Origin of the sequence: Achromobacter pulmonis, assembly GCF_021733725.1 — a bacterium.
In the GTDB taxonomy this organism is placed as follows: domain Bacteria; phylum Pseudomonadota; class Gammaproteobacteria; order Burkholderiales; family Burkholderiaceae_B; genus Achromobacter; species Achromobacter pulmonis.
This window is the reverse complement of the sequence record NZ_JAIFOT010000001.1, coordinates 5,243,379-5,258,063: the sequence shown is the minus strand read 5'-3', so window position 1 is coordinate 5,258,063 and position 14,685 is coordinate 5,243,379. Positions and strand designations below refer to the sequence as shown.

Annotated in this window: 16 protein-coding genes; 15 read left to right on the top strand and 1 reads right to left on the bottom strand. The window is 68.7% G+C overall.

Annotated features, from left to right (window positions below; all coding sequences use genetic code 11):
- Positions 1-145: 145 nt before the first annotated feature.
- From K2W61_RS24210 to K2W61_RS24190, 5 genes are all read left to right on the top strand, one after another.
- Positions 146-1,300, top strand: a complete 1,155-nt coding sequence (locus tag K2W61_RS24210; protein ID WP_175135110.1) for an acyl-CoA dehydrogenase family protein — start codon at positions 146-148, stop codon at positions 1,298-1,300.
- Positions 1,297-2,472, top strand: a complete 1,176-nt coding sequence (locus K2W61_RS24205; RefSeq protein ID WP_175135111.1) for an enoyl-CoA hydratase/isomerase family protein — start codon at positions 1,297-1,299, stop codon at positions 2,470-2,472. The genes K2W61_RS24210 and K2W61_RS24205 overlap by 4 nt, the downstream gene beginning before the upstream one ends.
- An 80-nt stretch (positions 2,473-2,552) precedes the next feature.
- Positions 2,553-3,443, top strand: a complete 891-nt coding sequence (gene mmsB / locus K2W61_RS24200; protein ID WP_175135112.1) for a 3-hydroxyisobutyrate dehydrogenase — start codon at positions 2,553-2,555, stop codon at positions 3,441-3,443.
- A gap of 1 nt (position 3,444) precedes the next feature.
- Positions 3,445-3,882 carry a PaaI family thioesterase gene (locus K2W61_RS24195; RefSeq protein ID WP_175135113.1) on the top strand — a complete coding sequence of 146 codons (438 nt, stop codon included), beginning with the start codon at positions 3,445-3,447 and terminating at the stop codon, positions 3,880-3,882.
- Positions 3,883-3,941: 59 nt separating this feature from the next.
- The gene (locus tag K2W61_RS24190; protein ID WP_175135114.1) at positions 3,942-4,631 is read left to right on the top strand and encodes a VIT1/CCC1 transporter family protein; all 690 of its coding nucleotides are present in this window, start codon (positions 3,942-3,944) and stop codon (positions 4,629-4,631) included.
- A gap of 13 nt (positions 4,632-4,644) precedes the next feature.
- Here the strand turns inward: K2W61_RS24190 and ygfZ are convergent, their stop codons facing one another.
- Positions 4,645-5,643 (bottom strand): CAF17-like 4Fe-4S cluster assembly/insertion protein YgfZ, encoded by a 999-nt coding sequence (gene ygfZ / locus K2W61_RS24185; RefSeq protein ID WP_236756733.1) that lies wholly within the window; start codon positions 5,641-5,643, stop codon positions 4,645-4,647.
- 157 nt (positions 5,644-5,800) lie between these two features.
- Here ygfZ and mltG point away from each other — a divergent pair, with 157 nt between their 5' ends.
- From mltG to hutG, 10 genes are all read left to right on the top strand, one after another.
- Complete coding sequence (gene mltG, locus K2W61_RS24180; RefSeq protein WP_175135116.1) at positions 5,801-6,925, top strand: endolytic transglycosylase MltG; 1,125 nt, start codon at positions 5,801-5,803, stop codon at positions 6,923-6,925.
- Positions 6,922-7,545, top strand: coding sequence for a dTMP kinase (tmk, locus tag K2W61_RS24175; RefSeq protein WP_175135117.1), 624 nt, complete (start codon positions 6,922-6,924; stop codon positions 7,543-7,545). The genes mltG and tmk overlap by 4 nt, the downstream gene beginning before the upstream one ends.
- Entirely contained in the window at positions 7,542-8,591 is a 1,050-nt protein-coding gene (holB, locus tag K2W61_RS24170) for a DNA polymerase III subunit delta' (protein ID WP_175140066.1), read from the top strand. Before tmk ends, holB begins: the two co-directional genes overlap by 4 nt.
- 72 nt (positions 8,592-8,663) lie before the next feature.
- Entirely contained in the window at positions 8,664-9,434 is a 771-nt protein-coding gene (locus tag K2W61_RS24165; RefSeq protein ID WP_175135119.1) for a TatD family hydrolase, read from the top strand.
- 39 nt (positions 9,435-9,473) lie between these two features.
- Positions 9,474-10,364, top strand: coding sequence for an ankyrin repeat domain-containing protein (locus K2W61_RS24160; protein ID WP_419761620.1), 891 nt, complete (start codon positions 9,474-9,476; stop codon positions 10,362-10,364).
- A 231-nt stretch (positions 10,365-10,595) separates the two neighbouring features.
- Complete coding sequence (locus K2W61_RS24155) at positions 10,596-11,333, top strand: IclR family transcriptional regulator (RefSeq protein ID WP_272909345.1); 738 nt, start codon at positions 10,596-10,598, stop codon at positions 11,331-11,333.
- Between the two features lie 106 nt (positions 11,334-11,439).
- Positions 11,440-12,183 (top strand): transporter substrate-binding domain-containing protein, encoded by a 744-nt coding sequence (locus K2W61_RS24150; protein ID WP_175135122.1) that lies wholly within the window; start codon positions 11,440-11,442, stop codon positions 12,181-12,183.
- On the top strand, positions 12,180-12,848 hold the full coding sequence (locus K2W61_RS24145) for an amino acid ABC transporter permease (protein WP_175135123.1): 669 nt from the start codon (positions 12,180-12,182) through the stop codon (positions 12,846-12,848). Before K2W61_RS24150 ends, K2W61_RS24145 begins: the two co-directional genes overlap by 4 nt.
- Positions 12,845-13,627, top strand: a complete 783-nt coding sequence (locus tag K2W61_RS24140; protein ID WP_272909344.1) for an amino acid ABC transporter ATP-binding protein — start codon at positions 12,845-12,847, stop codon at positions 13,625-13,627. The genes K2W61_RS24145 and K2W61_RS24140 overlap by 4 nt, the downstream gene beginning before the upstream one ends.
- The gene (hutG, locus tag K2W61_RS24135) at positions 13,624-14,574 is read left to right on the top strand and encodes a formimidoylglutamase (RefSeq protein WP_175140064.1); all 951 of its coding nucleotides are present in this window, start codon (positions 13,624-13,626) and stop codon (positions 14,572-14,574) included. Before K2W61_RS24140 ends, hutG begins: the two co-directional genes overlap by 4 nt.
- Positions 14,575-14,685 lie beyond the last annotated feature (111 nt).

Here is a 14,685-nt window from a genome sequence, read left to right as displayed (position 1 = left end):
ACAAATCGCGCTGGCGCTTCCGGCGTAACATTGACTGCGCCGCACACTTACGTTTACGTCAACGTCATGTCAAAATGACCCGGTTGGCGTTCACGAGACGGCAGCAACGCCAACAGACAATACCGATGACATCAGGAGACAGGCTGTGGACTTGGAACTGACCGACGAGCAGCGCGCGTTCGCGCAGGCCGCGCGCGACTACGCCGAAGGCGAACTGGCGCCGCACGCGGCGCGCTGGGATGCCGAGGGCATCTTTCCCAAGGAGGCATTCGCGCGCGCCGGCGAGATGGGCTTTTGCGCCATCTATGCCAGCGAGGACATCGGCGGCCTGGGGTTGCCGCGCCTGGACGCCACCCTGGTGTTCGAGGAAATGGCCGCCGTCGATCCGTCGACCACGGCGTTCCTGACGATCCACAACATGGCTACCTGGATGGTGGGCAAGTGGGGCCAGCCGGCCCTGCGCGAGGCCTGGGGACCGCTGCTGGCCAGCGGCCAGAAGCTGGCGTCGTACTGCCTGACCGAACCCGGCGCGGGTTCCGATGCGGCATCGCTCTCGACCCGCGCGCAGCGCCAGGGTGACCACTATGTGCTCAACGGCGCCAAGGCCTTCATTTCCGGCGGGGGCGACACCGACCTGCTGGTGGTGATGGCCCGCAGCGGCGGCGAGGGCGCGGGCGGCATCAGCGCGTTCGCGGTGCCGGCCGACAGCGAAGGCATCAGCTACGGCCGCAAGGAAGAGAAGATGGGCTGGAACAGCCAGTCCACCCGTCCGATCGTGTTCGAGAACGTACGCGTGCCGGCCGGCAATCTGCTGGGCGAGGAGGGCGAGGGCTTCAAGATCGCCATGAAAGGCCTGGACGGCGGCCGTATCAACATCGGCACCTGCTCGGTCGGCGCGGCCCAGGGCGCGCTTGACGCCGCCCGCCGCTACATGGACGAGCGGCGCCAGTTCAACCGCCGCCTGGCGGAATTCCAGGCGCTGCAGTTCAAGCTGGCGGACATGGCCACCCACCTGGTGGCGGCGCGCCAGATGGTGCGGCTGGCGGCCTGCAAGCTGGACGCGGGGGCGGCGGACGCGGCCACCTACTGTGCGATGGCCAAGCGCTTCGCCACCGACATGGGTTTCCAGATATGCCTGGATGCCCAGCAGATCCACGGCGGCTACGGCTACCTGCGGGACTATCCCTTGGAGCGTCTGGTGCGCGATACTCGCGTACATCAGATTCTGGAGGGGACCAACGAGATCATGCGCGTGATCATCGCCCGCCAATTGTTGGAAAAAGGAGCCGACATAAGATGAATGCACCGGTGCTGTTCGAAGAAAGGGCCGCCGCCAATGGAATGCGCTTCGGGATCGCGACGCTGAACTCGCCGCAGACCCTGAACGGTTTGTCGCTGGAGATGGTCGACCTGCTGGCCGAGCGCCTGGACGCCTGGGCGCGCGATCCGGCGATTGCCCTGGTGGTGTTGCAGGGGGCGGGCGACAAGGCCTTCTGCGCCGGGGGCGATCTGCACGGCCTGTACCGCAGCATGACCGAGAACGCCGGCAAGGGGGCCTGGGGCAATGCCTACGCGCGCCGTTTCTTCGAGCACGAGTATCGCCTGGACTACCGCATCCACAGCTACCCCAAGCCGGTGCTGTGCTGGGGCCACGGCATCGTCATGGGCGGCGGCATCGGCCTGATGATGGGGGCCAGCCACCGCGTGGTCAGCGAGAGCTCGCGCCTGGCGATGCCGGAAATCTCGATCGGCCTGTTCCCGGACGTGGGCGGCAGCTGGCTGCTCAACCGCATGCCCGGCCGTATCGGGGTGTTCCTGGCGCTGACCGGCGCGCAGATCAACACCGCCGACGCGTTTTTCGCCGGCTTGGCGGATTTCCGCCTGAACCACGAGGACTGGCCCAAGTTGCTGGCCTCGCTCGAAGAGCAGCCCTGGGCCGGCCAGGCCGCCGGCGGCGCCGAGGACGCGATTGCGCCGCGCTCGATCAACGACGGCCTGCTGCGGCGCGCCCTGACGGCGCTCGAGCCGCAGACGCCGCTGGAAAGCGGTCATCTGCGCCAGCACTCGTTCATGATCAACAGCCTGTGCAGCGGCAACCGGTTGGACGAGATCTACGAGGAACTGGCGGCGCTGAAAAACCATGAAGACCCTTGGCTGGCGCGCGCCGCCAGCACCATGCTGGCCGGCTCGCCGGGTTCGCTGCGGCTGTCGTTCGCGCTGCAGCAGCGTATGCGGCTGCGGTCGCTGGACGACGTGTTCCGCACCGAGTACATCGCCGCGCTGCATTGCGCCGCGCACGGTGACTTTGCCGAGGGCATCCGCGCGCTGCTGATCGACAAGGACAAGAAGCCGCGCTGGAATCCCGCGGTGCTGGACGTGGCCAGCGATGCCTGGGTGCAGAAGTTCTTCGAGGAGCCCTGGCCCGAAGGCCAGCCGCATCCGCTGGACGACCTGGGCAAGGAAGGCCGCTGACGGTCGCCGCCAAGCGGGCCGGCATCGCGTCGCAACACTGATTTCATACCTACAGCAATAGCAACAGGAGACAGGACATCATGAGCAGTATCGCGTTTATCGGTTTGGGCAACATGGGCTCGCCCATGGCATTGAATCTGGTCAAGGCCGGCCACAGCCTGACGGTGTTCGACCTGGTGCCGGCGGCGGTCAAGGTGCTGACCGACGCGGGCGCCAAGGCGGCGGGCTCGGCTGCCGAGGCGGTCAAGGGGGCCGAGGTGGTGATTTCGATGCTGCCGGCCAGCAAGCACGTCGAAGGCCTGTACCTGGACCAGGACCTGCTGGGCAAGATTCCGTCCAGCGCGCTGGTGATCGAGTGCAGCACCATTGCCCCGGAGTCGGCCCGCAAGGTGGCGCAGGCGGCCGAGGTGCGTGGCATCGCCATGATCGACGCGCCGGTGTCCGGCGGCACGGGCGGCGCCGCCGCGGGCACGCTGACCTTCATCGTCGGCGGCCAGGCCGCGGCGCTCGAGCGCGCCCGCCCGGTGTTGGAGAAGATGGGCAAGAACATCTTCCACGCTGGTGCCGCCGGCGCCGGTCAGGTCGCCAAGATTTGCAACAACATGCTGCTCGGCATCCTCATGGCCGGTACTTCCGAGGCGCTGGCGCTGGGCGTGGCCAACGGCCTCGATCCCAAGGTCCTGTCGGACATCATCGCCAAGAGTTCGGGCCGCAATTGGGCCACCGAGCTGTACAACCCCTGGCCCGGGGTGATGGAGCATGCTCCGGCCTCCAAGGGCTACGCGGGCGGCTTCGGCGTCGACCTGATGCTCAAGGACCTGGGCCTGGCGGCCGAGGCGGCGCTGTCGGCGCGCGCCTCGATCCCGCTGGGCGAGCTGGCGCGCAACCTGTATTCGCTGCACAGCGCGGGCGGCTCGGGCCGGCTGGATTTCTCCAGCATCGTCAATCTGGTCAAGCGCGACCAGGACTGACATGGTCACGCCCGCCACGCATGTCGACCCGGCCGGGCGGGTCCGGGCCAGCTTCGAGCGGCAGAGCATCATGCAACTGCTCGGCGCCAGCCTGGACGTGGTCGAACCGGGCAGGGTGGACATCGTTCTGCCATACCGCGCCGACCTGTGCCAGCAGAACGGCTTCCTGCACGCCGGCATCTCCACCACCATTGCCGATTCGGCCGGCGGTTATGCCGCCTTCAGCCTGTTCCAGCCGGGCGAGGACGTGCTGACCTCGGAGTTCAAGATGAACTTCCTGGCGCCGGCCAAGGGCGAGCGCTACGTGGCCAGCGGCCGTGTGGTCAAGCCCGGCAAGCGCCTGTCGATCTGCCAGGTCGAAGTGCATGCCTATGAAGGCGAACAGGCCGCCCTTTGCGTGATAGGCTTGCTCACCGCGGTGCGTGTGACGCCGCGTTGAGCCGCTTGCGGCGGGCCGCCGCCGCAAGCTCTGTCGCGCCTTGAACAGGTTCACGGGCAATGCCTTCCAAAGAACACCATCGAATTTTTCGTAGCAACTGGCTGCGGGCCGCCGTGCTGGGCGCCAATGACGGCATCGTGTCCACCGCCAGCCTCATCACCGGGGTGGCGGCGGCCCAGGCCTCGCACGAAGCCATACTGACATCCGGCCTGGCCGGCCTGGTGGCCGGCGCGCTCTCGATGGCCGCCGGCGAATATGTCTCGGTACGCTCGCAGGCCGATATCGAGGCGGCCGATCTGCGCATGGAACAGCGTTCGCTCAAGCGCAATTCCGGCGAAGAACTCGAAGAGCTGGTCGAAATCTATGTCGAACGGGGACTGTCGCACGATCTGGCCGAGCAGGTCGCGCAGCAATTGACGCGCCATGATGCGCTCGATGCCCATGCGCGCGACGAGCTTGGCATTTCACTGCACAACCGCGCCCGGCCGGTGCAGGCGGCGCTGGCCTCGGCGGCGTCGTTCGCCGGTGGCGCGGCATTGCCGTTGGCGGTGGCGGCGCTGGTGCCGATGCCGTCGCTGATCGGTTGGGTGATTGGCGCGTCGGTGGCCTGTCTGGCCTGTCTGGGGGCGCTGGCGGCCAGGGCCGGTGGCGCCCCCAAGGGGCCGGCGGCGTTGCGGGTGACGATATTGGGGGCGCTGGCGATGGCGGTAACGGCCGGTGTCGGTGCCGTGTTCGGCACCGTGGTCTGACACCGCCCCGGCGCTACGGCGTGATCGCGTAGGGCAGCGGGGCGGCGGCGATGCGCGGGCCGTCGGCCGCGCCCAGCCGCAGGTCGCCTTGCGGCAGGGCGGCCAGCGTGGTTTCGAACAGCACCGCGACCTTGCCGTCGGCGCGGGCCGCGTCGACGATGCGGCCCACGGGCTCGCCTGGCTGGGTGGCGTCGAACACGTCCTGGCCAGCCAGCGGCGCGCCGTCCGCGTCGGCGCCGGCAAGGGTGCCGTAGGCCATGCGGCGTTTCACCGTGCCGCGGTAGTGGCTGCGCGCCACCACTTCCTGGCCGGGATAACAGCCCTTGGTGAAGCTGACGCCCTGGATCAGGTCCAGGTTGACCGTTTGCGGAATGAAGACGTCCTGAGTCGGGCTGGTGATCCAGGGGATGCCGGCCGCCAGGTCGGCGGCGTGCCATTGGCCGGCCGGCGCCCGGCCGAGGACGGCGGCCAGTGGCGCGGCGGCGGCCAGTTGCGCGTCCGAGGCGATCCACCACCAGCGCAGCGCGGCGCCGGCCGCGGGCGCGGCGATCCAGGTACCCGAGGGCAATTCGGCGCGTTGCCAGGGCGCGCGCGGCAGGGCGCCCGCGGCCGCTTCGAGCGCGGCCAATTGCGCCGGCTCGGCCTGCACGCCGGCAGCGTGGAGGGCGGTGGGCGCGAGCCTGGCCTTGGCGCGCAGGATGAACATCGACAGGCGCTTGACCAGGGCCGCCGCCAGGTCCTGGCGTACCAGGGCGTACAACTGGGGCGCGTCTTCGGCGGCGTCGGCGCCCCGCCACATGACCAGGGTGGCCAGCAGGCGGCCCTTGGCGGTGCAATAGCCGGCCAGGCGGGCGGCATCGGCGGGCAGGCCGGTGACGTCCTGGGTCAGTTGGCCGTGCAGGAAGGTCAGTGCGTCGGCGCCGCTGGCCCCGACGACGGCAAAGTCGTCCAGAGGGGCGCATTGCGCGCAACCTTCGGCGCGCGCCGGGATCGAAGAAAAGAAAGCATGCATGGCTGCGTGGGCCCGTGAATCGTCATCAAAGGCCTGATGATAGCTGCGTTCCCTCTTTGGCAGGTCCATGCCCGCGCGCGGCAAAGGGGTGCGCGACACACTCCGGCCCTGGTTTTGTCGCGAGAGGGCCGCGCGATCCATTAAACTTCCCCCACTTATGAAGAAGCGACTCCGTTTTTATGTCCTGTGGTTCCTCCTGCTCATCGTGCTGGCCGCCGCCGCGGCGGCGGGCGCGGCCTGGCACTGGATGCACCGGCCCCTGCACCTGGCGGCCGACAGGATCGATTTCGTGGTGGACCCGGGCAGCAGCCCGCGCACCGTCGCGCGCGCCTTGAACGCCGCCGGGGTACCGATGTGGGAACCGGGTTTCGTCTGGATGGCGCGCCTGTCCGAGCAGGACAAGCTGATCAAGGCCGGCGGCTACCAGGCCATCAATGGTGATACGCCCTGGCTGCTGCTCGAGCGCATGGCGCGCGGCGACATGACCCAGCGCCAGATCACCTTCCTGGAAGGCTGGACTTTCCGCCAGATCCGCCAGGCGCTGCGCGAGAACCCGGACATCAAGCAGACCCTCGGCGATATCAGCGACGAGGCCCTGATGGAACGCCTGGGCTCGGACGTCAAGCATCCGGAAGGGATGTTTTTTCCCGATACTTACATCTTCACGCCGGGCAGCACCGATTTCGACCTGTTGCGGCGCGCCTACCAGGAAGGCCAGCGCATTCTCGATGAGACCTGGGCCAAGCGCCAGGCGGACCTGCCCCTGTCCACGCCCTACGAGGCGCTGGTGCTGGCCTCCATCATCGAAAAGGAGACCGGGCACGGCCCCGACCGCCGCCGCGTCGCGGGCGTGTTCACCAACCGTCTGAAGATCGGCATGCTGCTGCAGACCGATCCCACGGTCATCTACGGCATGGGCGAAAACTATCAGGGCCGCATCCGCAAGCGCGACCTGCAGACCGACACGCCCTGGAACACCTATACGCGCCCGGGCCTGCCGCCCACGCCGATCGCAGCGGCTGGCCGCGCGGCGCTGCTGGCGGCGGTGCAGCCCGAGCAACACAAGTTCCTGTTTTTCGTGTCGCGCGGCAACGGCACCAGCGAGTTCTCGGCGAACCTGTCCGAGCACAACCGCAATGTTTCCCGTTATATCCTGGGGCAGACCCCGGCGGCGCGGCCGGCTCCCGCCGGCAAGCCGCCCGCGCCGGCTCCCGAACCGGAGCCGGTCTCTCCCCCCGCGCCGGACGGCAATCCGGCGCCAGCACAAGGACAACAGCCATGACCTCACGCGGACGCTTCATTACGCTGGAGGGGGTGGATGGCGCCGGCAAGAGCACGCACACGGGCTGGATCGCCGATTTCCTGCGCGGCCAGGGCCGGGAGGTGGTGTCGACGCGCGAACCCGGCGGCACGCCGCTGGGTGAAAAGCTGCGCGCGCTGGTGTTGACCGACCCGATGGGCCTGGATACCGAGACCCTGCTGATGTTCGCCGCGCGCTGCGAACACCTGCACCAGGTGATCGAGCCGGCGCTGGCGCGCGGCGCGTGGGTGGTGTGCGACCGCTACACCGACGCCACCTATGCCTACCAGGGTGGCGGCCGCGGCCTGGGCGCCGCGCGCGTGGCGGCGCTGGAAACCTGGATGCAGGCGGGCCGGCCCGACCGCACCTGGCTGTTTGACGTGCCGCTGGACGTGGCGCGCGCGCGCCTGGCCGACGCCCGCGAGCCGGATCGCTTCGAGCGCGAAGGCGCGGCTTTCTTCGAGCGCACCCGCGCGGCCTATCAGGCCCGCGCTGCGGCCGAACCCGACCGCATCCGTGTGATCGATTCGACCCGGGCGATTCCCGAGATCCGCGCCGAGCTCGAAGCCGGGCTGCGCGAGCTGGTGGCGGCCCGTCCATGAGCGCGCCCCAGTTCCTGCCCTGGCAGATGGAGACGGCGCGCGCCTGGCTCGGCAACCGCGAGCGCTTCGCCCATGCCTGGCTGGTGCATGGCCTGGCCGGCATCGGCAAGCTCGATTTCGCAGTGGCCGCGGCCGCCAGCCTGTTGTGCGAGACGCCGCAGGACGGCCTGGCCTGCGGCCATTGCGCCGCCTGCGCCTGGTTCGCCAGCGGCAACCACCCGGACCTGCGCCGCATCCGGCCCGAGGCCGTGGCGGTCGAGGAGGGCGCCGACGCCGCCGAGGCGTCGGAGGAGGCCGAGCCGGCCACCGGCACCGCCAAGAAGGCGCCGTCCAAGGAAATCCGCATCGACCAGATCCGCTCGCTGGAATCCTGGTTCAACACCGCCACCCATCGCGGCGGCTGGCGTGTGGCGCTGCTGTATCCGGCGCACGCGTTGAACGTGGTGTCGGCCAATGCCCTGCTCAAGGTGCTGGAAGAGCCGCCGCCGCACACGGTGTTCCTGCTGGTGGCGGACGCGCCCGACCGCCTGCTGCCGACGCTGGTGTCGCGCTGCCGTCGCCTGCCGTTGCCGGCGCCCGACCCCGACACCGCCTTGCAATGGCTGCGCGACCAGAGCGTGGAGCCGGCGCGTGAATGGCTAGCGGCTGCCGGCGGTGCGCCGCTGGCGGCGCTGCGCCTGGCGCAGCACGCGGAAACCGCCTGCCCGCCGTGGTTGACGCAGTTGGTCGGCCCCCTGGCCAAGGGCCAGGCGCCCGACGTCGGCACCCTGGCCGAAGTCCTGGAGAAGGTCGCACCCAGCGAGTGGATCGACGCCTTGCAGCGCCTGTACACCGACCTGATGCTGGCCGCCGCGGGCGCGCCGGTGCGCTATTTTCCGGCGCTGGGGGCGGCCGTGGCCGAGGTGGCGCGGCGCATGAACCCCGCGCGCGCCGCCGAAGCCGCGCGTTGGCTGACGCGTCAGCGCGCGCTGGCCACGCACCCCCTGAATGGCAAGCTTTTCGCCCACGCGACGCTGCAGCGCGTGGTGCTATCCTGCCAGGCATAACCCGGCGTGACGCTGCGGCCCGCCCTGTCCGGGCGGCCGCCGCGGCGGCGCGCCAATCCTGATCCAAACCTCATGTACGTCGATTCACACTGCCATTTGAACTTCCCCGAGCTGGCGGCCGACCTGCCCGCGATTCTCGAACGGATGGCCGCCAACCAGGTGACCCACGCCCTGGTGGTCAGCGTCAATATGCCCGAATGGCCGGGCCTGATGTCGCTGGTCGAGCCGCAGCCCAATCTGTGGGCCTCGGTCGGGGTGCATCCCGATTATGAAGACACGCCCGATCCCGAGCCCGAGGAATTGGCGCGCCTGTCGGCCCACCCCAAGGTGGTGGCGATTGGCGAGACCGGACTCGACTATTACCGTCTGTCCGAACCGCTGGACTGGCAGCGCGCGCGTTTCCGCCGTCACATCCGCGCGGCCCGCGACACCGGGCTGCCGCTGATCGTGCATACGCGCGCCTCGGCCGAGGACACGGTGCGCATGCTGCGCGAGGAACGCGCGGCCGAGGTCGGCGGCGTGATGCACTGTTTCACCGAGACCTGGGAAGTGGCCCAGGCCGCGCTGGACCAGAATTTTCATATCTCGTTGTCCGGCATCGTGACGTTCAAGAACGCGCACGTGGTGCATGAGGTGGCCGCCAAGGTGCCGCTGGACCGCCTGCTGATCGAGACCGATTCGCCGTACCTGGCGCCCGTGCCGTATCGCGGCAAGCTCAACGATCCCTCCAAGGTGATCCACGTGGCCGAGAAGATCGCCGACTTGAAAGGCATCAGCGTGGCCGAGGTGGCACGCGCCTCAACCGATAATTTCTTTAATCTTTTCAGTAAGATAAAGCGATAATCTGAAGTTAAATATCTAAAGTGATTTATCAGGATTGCCATGGCTGCCCGCACCGCGTTTTCCCGTCATCGCCTTGTTTCCCACTGCCGCGGCGCGCTGCTGGCGCTGTCTGTCGCCATGGCGGCGCCGGCCGCCCAGGCGGCGGCCAATCCTGCGGACTGGTGGGTTTATGTCGCCAACGATTACACGGGCGAGATCAATGAGCTGCTGGCGCAGGGCGCCGATCCCAACGTGCGCTACCGCAACGGCCAGCCGGCCCTGATGCGGGCGGTGGTGGACGGCGCCTGGAAGGTTTTCGACGTGCTGGCGGCCAATCCGCGCACCGACGTCAATGCCGAGAATCCGGCCGGCGAGACCCCGCTGATGTACCTGGCCATCGCCGGCCAGGTCGATCGCGCCCGCAGCCTGATGGCGCGCGGCGCGCAGGTCAACCGCCTGGGCTGGACGCCGCTGCACTATGCCGCGTCCAAGGGGCAACTGGCGATGGCGCGGCTGCTGCTGGACAACAAGGCGATGGTGAATGCGCCCGCGCCCCATGGCGAGACGCCGCTGATGATGGCCGCGCTGTCGGGCAATCGGGCCATGGTCGAATTGTTGCTGAGGGCGGGGGCCGACCCCACCACACGCGACACCAAAGGGCAGGACGCATCCGATTGGGCCACCACCGGCAAGTCGACCAAGCTGGCCGCCGAGCTCCAGGCCTTGATCGCGCAGCAGGAGGCTGCCAAGCGGGCGCGCCGCGCCAATGCGTCGACCGCGCCGGAGGCGGCGGGCGCGCCCGCGGCCGAAACCGGTCTGGCCGGCACGGCGGCCGCGCCGCCGCCCGCGCCGGCCCCGGTCGAGCCCGCGCGCAGCCCCAAGGCAGCGCCCAGCGTGGGCGGCGTTTCCGGAGTCCGCCTGAACGACTACGATCAGCCTGCCGTGCCCTGAGCCGCGCCGCCGCCGCGTGCCTGTCCGACCCGCCTGCCCGGCGGGTTTTTTCATGGGCGGTCGGGCGAGGGGGGAGAATCACCCGTTTCGGTGGCGGCGAGCGGTTGCTGGCGCGGATCAGAGGGCCATTTTTTGGGGTTTTCCCTGTGAATTCTTAATTAATGGGAAAAAATTAATGGCTTAACACCATAAATTGATAATCTCGCGTCCATCAACTCAGGAGTGTTTGTGATGGATCAGTCGGTCGGGGCGGGCGCGGACCGCGTGCTGTATGTGTTGGCCACCCTGGCCCGGCACGACGGCCCCTTGAGCATCGCCGCGCTGGCGGAAAAGACCGGGCTGGCCCAAAGCACCCTGTATCGGCAGGTGGCGTTGCTCAAGCGCTGGGGTTTTGTCGGCGAGCACGAGGGCGAATACGGTCCCGGCCCGTTGTGCGTGCAACTGGCCTGGGGCTTTGACCAGTCGTCCTTCCTGATCCACGAAGCACAGCCGGACATGGCGGCGCTGGCCGCCGCGTCGGGCGAGACCATCGGCCTGCTGGTGGCGGTCAAGGACCAGGCGGTGTGCCTGGACATGGTCGAAAGCCAGCATCCGTTGCGGTGTTCATTCACCAAAGGGCGCGGCCTGCCGCTGGCGCGCGGCGCCTCGGCCAAGTCGCTGCTGGCCTTCATGCCGGCGGCGCGCTTGCAGGCCGCCCTGACGGTGCTGGCCAGGGAGTCGGGCGTGGACCCGGCGCGCCTGGCCGACGAATTGGAGGCCATCCGCGCCCAGGGCTATGCCGTGACCGACAGCGAAGTCGATGCCGGGGTCTGGGGGGTGAGCGTGCCGATCTTCCAGCGCGCCAATCAGGCGGTGGCCTCGATCACGCTGATGGCGCCTTCCACCCGCGCGGCCCAGCGGCCGCAGGCCTTCATCGACCTGACCGTGGCCGCCGCCCGCCGCATCTCGGGCAAGCTCCAGGCGCATTGACGCCGCCCGTACCCGGATTCCTTGCTGTACCCGCCACTCCCGCTTCATCTCTAGACGCCGTATCGCTGTTCGTATCCGCCTTCACTTACTTCTTTCAGGATTCGCCATGACTACTCGCCGCACCCTGCTGACCGCCGCCCTGACCCTGGGCCTGGCCTGGAACCTGGGCACCGCCCACGCCCAGGAAACCATCCGCGCCGTGACCGACGCCACCTTCCCGCCCATGGAGTTCGTCAAGGATGGCAAGCGCACCGGCTTTGACATCGATCTGGTCGAAGCCCTGGCCGCCGCCATGGGCAAGAAGATCGAATGGATCGACATCGACTTCAAGGGCCTGATTCCCGCGCTGCAGGCCGGCCGCGCCGACATCGCGGTGTCGGCCATTTACATCACGCCCGAGCGCAGCAAGGTGGTGGACTTCACCGACCCGTACTATGCCGGCGGCCTGGTGGTGCTGACCAAGAAGGACGGCCCGGTCAAGACCCTGAAGGACCTGGACGGCCGCAAGGTCTCGGTGCAGGTCGGCACCAAGTCGGTCAACTACCTGAAAGAACACTTCCCGGCGGTGCAGCGCGTCGAGGTCGAGAAGAACCAGGAGATGTTCAACCTGGTGCAGATCGGCCGCGCCGATGCCGCCGTGACCGGCAAGCCGGCCGCCAAGCTGTTCGCCCAGAGCACCACCGACCTGACGGTGCTGGCCGACCAGATCACGACCGAGGATTACGGTATCGCCGTGCCCAAGAGCAAGCCGGAGCTGACGCGCGGCCTGAATGAAGCGCTCAAGAAGATCAAGGCCGATGGCACGTATCAGGCCATCGTCAACAAGTGGTTCGAGGCGCCCGCCAAATGAACCTGGATTTCGCTCCCGTCTTCGCCGATTTCGACGCGCTGCTGCGCGGCGCGGTGGTCACCGTCGAGGTGACCGCCGGCGCCTTGCTGCTGGGCTGTGTAATCGGCCTGCTGGTCGGCGTCGGCCGTCTCAATCCGCAGCGCCGCATTCTTTACAACCTGTGCAGCGTCTACCTGCTGTTCTTTCGCGGCACGCCGCTGCTGGTGCAGTTGTTCATCTGGTTCTTCGGCCTGCCGCAGTTCGGCGTGACGCTGCCGGCGTTTGCCTGCGGCGTGCTGGGGCTGGGCATGTATTCCGGCGCCTATGTGTCGGAAATCGTGCGCGGCGCGATCCAGTCGGTCGACCGCGGCCAGACCGAGGCGGCGCGTTCGCTGGGCATGTCGTCGGGCCAGGCCATGCGCATCATCATCCTGCCGCAGGCGGTGGTGCGCATGATCCCGCCGCTGGGCAACGAGTTCATCGCGCTGATCAAGAATTCGGCGCTGGTGTCGCTGTTGACCATCCATGACCTGATGCACGAAGGGCAGAAGATCATCAGCGTGTCGTACCGCTCGCTGGAAACCTATCTGGTGGTGGCGCTGATCTACCTGGTCCTGACCACGGCCGCCATGTTGATTCTGCGCAGGATCGAGCAACGCCTGCGCGCCGGGGGGATGGTGCAATGAACGCCGTGAATCCGCAAGAAATGATCCGCATCCGCGGCCTGCAGAAATCCTACGGCGACCACGCCGTGCTGCGCGGCATCGACTTCGATGTGCTGCCGTCGCAGGTGGTGGTGGTGATCGGCCCCAGCGGCTCGGGCAAGAGCACGCTGCTGCGCTGCTGCAACGGGCTGGAAGTGGCCCAGGGCGGCATCGTGGAGATCTGTGGCCAGACGCTGCAGAACGAAGGAGAATTGTTGCCCGAGGCCGCGCTGAACCGCCTGCGCATGCAGGTCGGCATGGTGTTCCAGGGCTTCAACCTGTTTCCGCACCTGTCGGTGCTGGACAACGTCACCGTCGGGCCGCGCACGCTGCGCGGCATGGGGCGCGACGAAGCCAACGCGCTGGCCGAGGACCTGCTGCGCAAGGTCGGCCTGGCGCAGAAGATGGCGGCGATGCCGGCCAGCCTGTCGGGCGGCCAGAAGCAGCGCGTGGCGATCGCCCGTGCGTTGGCGATGCAGCCCAAGGTCATGCTGTTCGACGAGCCGACCTCGGCGCTGGATCCGGAACTGGTGGGCGAAGTGCTGCAGGTCATGAAGCTGCTGGCGCGCGAAGGCATGACCATGATGGTCGTGACGCACGAAATGGGCTTTGCCCGCGACGTGGCCGACGTGGTGGCGGTGATGGACGGCGGCGTGATCCTGGAATCGGGCGCGCCCGAGGTCATCTTCAGCCAGCCGCGCGAAGCGCGTACCCGCGAGTTCCTGCAGGCGGTGCTGAGCGCGGGGCAGGGGGCGGCATGACGGTGGCACAACTGGACAGAAGCCTGTGGACCGCGCGCGACGACAGCGCCGAGCGCGGCGACACGCGCCGCCTGGCGCACATCGTCGAGCCTGCCGCGGGCCAGTCGCCGGCGGCCGGTGAAGCGGTGTTGCTGGGCTTTGCCTGCGATGCGGGGGTGGCCCGCAACCAGGGGCGCGTCGGCGCGGCCGCCGGCCCTGCCGCGATCCGCAAATACATGGCGGGTTTGCCCGCGCATGGCCTGGCCCGCCTGCTGGACGCGGGCGATGTGGCCTGCGAGGGCGACCAGTTGGAAGACGCGCAGGAACGCCTGGGCCTGGCGGTGGCCGGCCTGCTGGGCCAGGGCGCCCGGCCGCTGGTGCTGGGCGGCGGCCACGAGATCGCCTGGGGCAGCTTCCAGGGCCTGGCGCGCTGGCTGGCCGAGCGCGGCGACGAAGGCCCGGTGCTGGTGCTGAACCTGGACGCGCATTTCGACCTGCGCACCGGCCGGCCGGGCAGTTCCGGCACGCCGTTCGACCAGATCGCGCATTACTGCGAGGCGCAGGGGCTGGGGCTGCAATATGCCTGCCTGGGCGTGTCGCGGCTGGCCAATACGCCGGCGTTGTATGCGCGCGCGGCCGAAGTGGGCGCGGTGTGGGTCGAGGACCGCGACATGCAGGAGCGTCACCTGGCGGCGCGGCTGGCCAATGTCGACGCCTTGCTGGCGCGGGCCCGTCACGTGTACCTGACCATCGACCTGGACGTGCTGCCGGCGGCGGTGATGCCGGGCGTGTCGGCGCCGGCGCCGTACGGGGTGCCGATGGCGGTGGTGGAGGAGATCGTGCTGCGGGTCAAGTCCAGCGGCAAGCTGCGGCTGGCCGACATGGCGGAGTACAACCCGCGGTTCGACATCGATGGTCACGGCGCCCGCGCGGCGGCCCGCCTGGCCTGGCAATTGTTGTCCGCCTGAGCGGCGCGACCTGCCTGGCCGTGATACCCGGCCCGCCCGCATGCCTGCAACCGGCATGGGGCGGGTTTTTTCATGGGCGCGTGCCGGCGCCGGCGGCAGGGTGGACGCTGC

Excerpts from the sequence above, each read along its gene's own strand:
- K2W61_RS24205 (WP_175135111.1), top strand. The coding sequence starts at position 1,297 with ATGAATGCACCGGTGCTGTTCGAAGAAAGGGCCGCCGCCAATGGAATG.
- mmsB (WP_175135112.1), top strand. The coding sequence starts at position 2,553 with ATGAGCAGTATCGCGTTTATCGGTTTGGGCAACATGGGCTCGCCCATG.
- K2W61_RS24195 (WP_175135113.1), top strand. The coding sequence starts at position 3,445 with ATGGTCACGCCCGCCACGCATGTCGACCCGGCCGGGCGGGTCCGGGCC.
- K2W61_RS24190 (WP_175135114.1), top strand. The coding sequence starts at position 3,942 with ATGCCTTCCAAAGAACACCATCGAATTTTTCGTAGCAACTGGCTGCGG.
- ygfZ (WP_236756733.1), bottom strand. The coding sequence starts at position 5,643 with ATGCATGCTTTCTTTTCTTCGATCCCGGCGCGCGCCGAAGGTTGCGCG.
- mltG (WP_175135116.1), top strand. The coding sequence starts at position 5,801 with ATGAAGAAGCGACTCCGTTTTTATGTCCTGTGGTTCCTCCTGCTCATC.
- tmk (WP_175135117.1), top strand. The coding sequence starts at position 6,922 with ATGACCTCACGCGGACGCTTCATTACGCTGGAGGGGGTGGATGGCGCC.
- holB (WP_175140066.1), top strand. The coding sequence starts at position 7,542 with ATGAGCGCGCCCCAGTTCCTGCCCTGGCAGATGGAGACGGCGCGCGCC.
- K2W61_RS24165 (WP_175135119.1), top strand. The coding sequence starts at position 8,664 with ATGTACGTCGATTCACACTGCCATTTGAACTTCCCCGAGCTGGCGGCC.
- K2W61_RS24160 (WP_419761620.1), top strand. The coding sequence starts at position 9,474 with ATGGCTGCCCGCACCGCGTTTTCCCGTCATCGCCTTGTTTCCCACTGC.
- K2W61_RS24155 (WP_272909345.1), top strand. The coding sequence starts at position 10,596 with ATGGATCAGTCGGTCGGGGCGGGCGCGGACCGCGTGCTGTATGTGTTG.
- K2W61_RS24150 (WP_175135122.1), top strand. The coding sequence starts at position 11,440 with ATGACTACTCGCCGCACCCTGCTGACCGCCGCCCTGACCCTGGGCCTG.
- K2W61_RS24145 (WP_175135123.1), top strand. The coding sequence starts at position 12,180 with ATGAACCTGGATTTCGCTCCCGTCTTCGCCGATTTCGACGCGCTGCTG.
- K2W61_RS24140 (WP_272909344.1), top strand. The coding sequence starts at position 12,845 with ATGAACGCCGTGAATCCGCAAGAAATGATCCGCATCCGCGGCCTGCAG.
- hutG (WP_175140064.1), top strand. The coding sequence starts at position 13,624 with ATGACGGTGGCACAACTGGACAGAAGCCTGTGGACCGCGCGCGACGAC.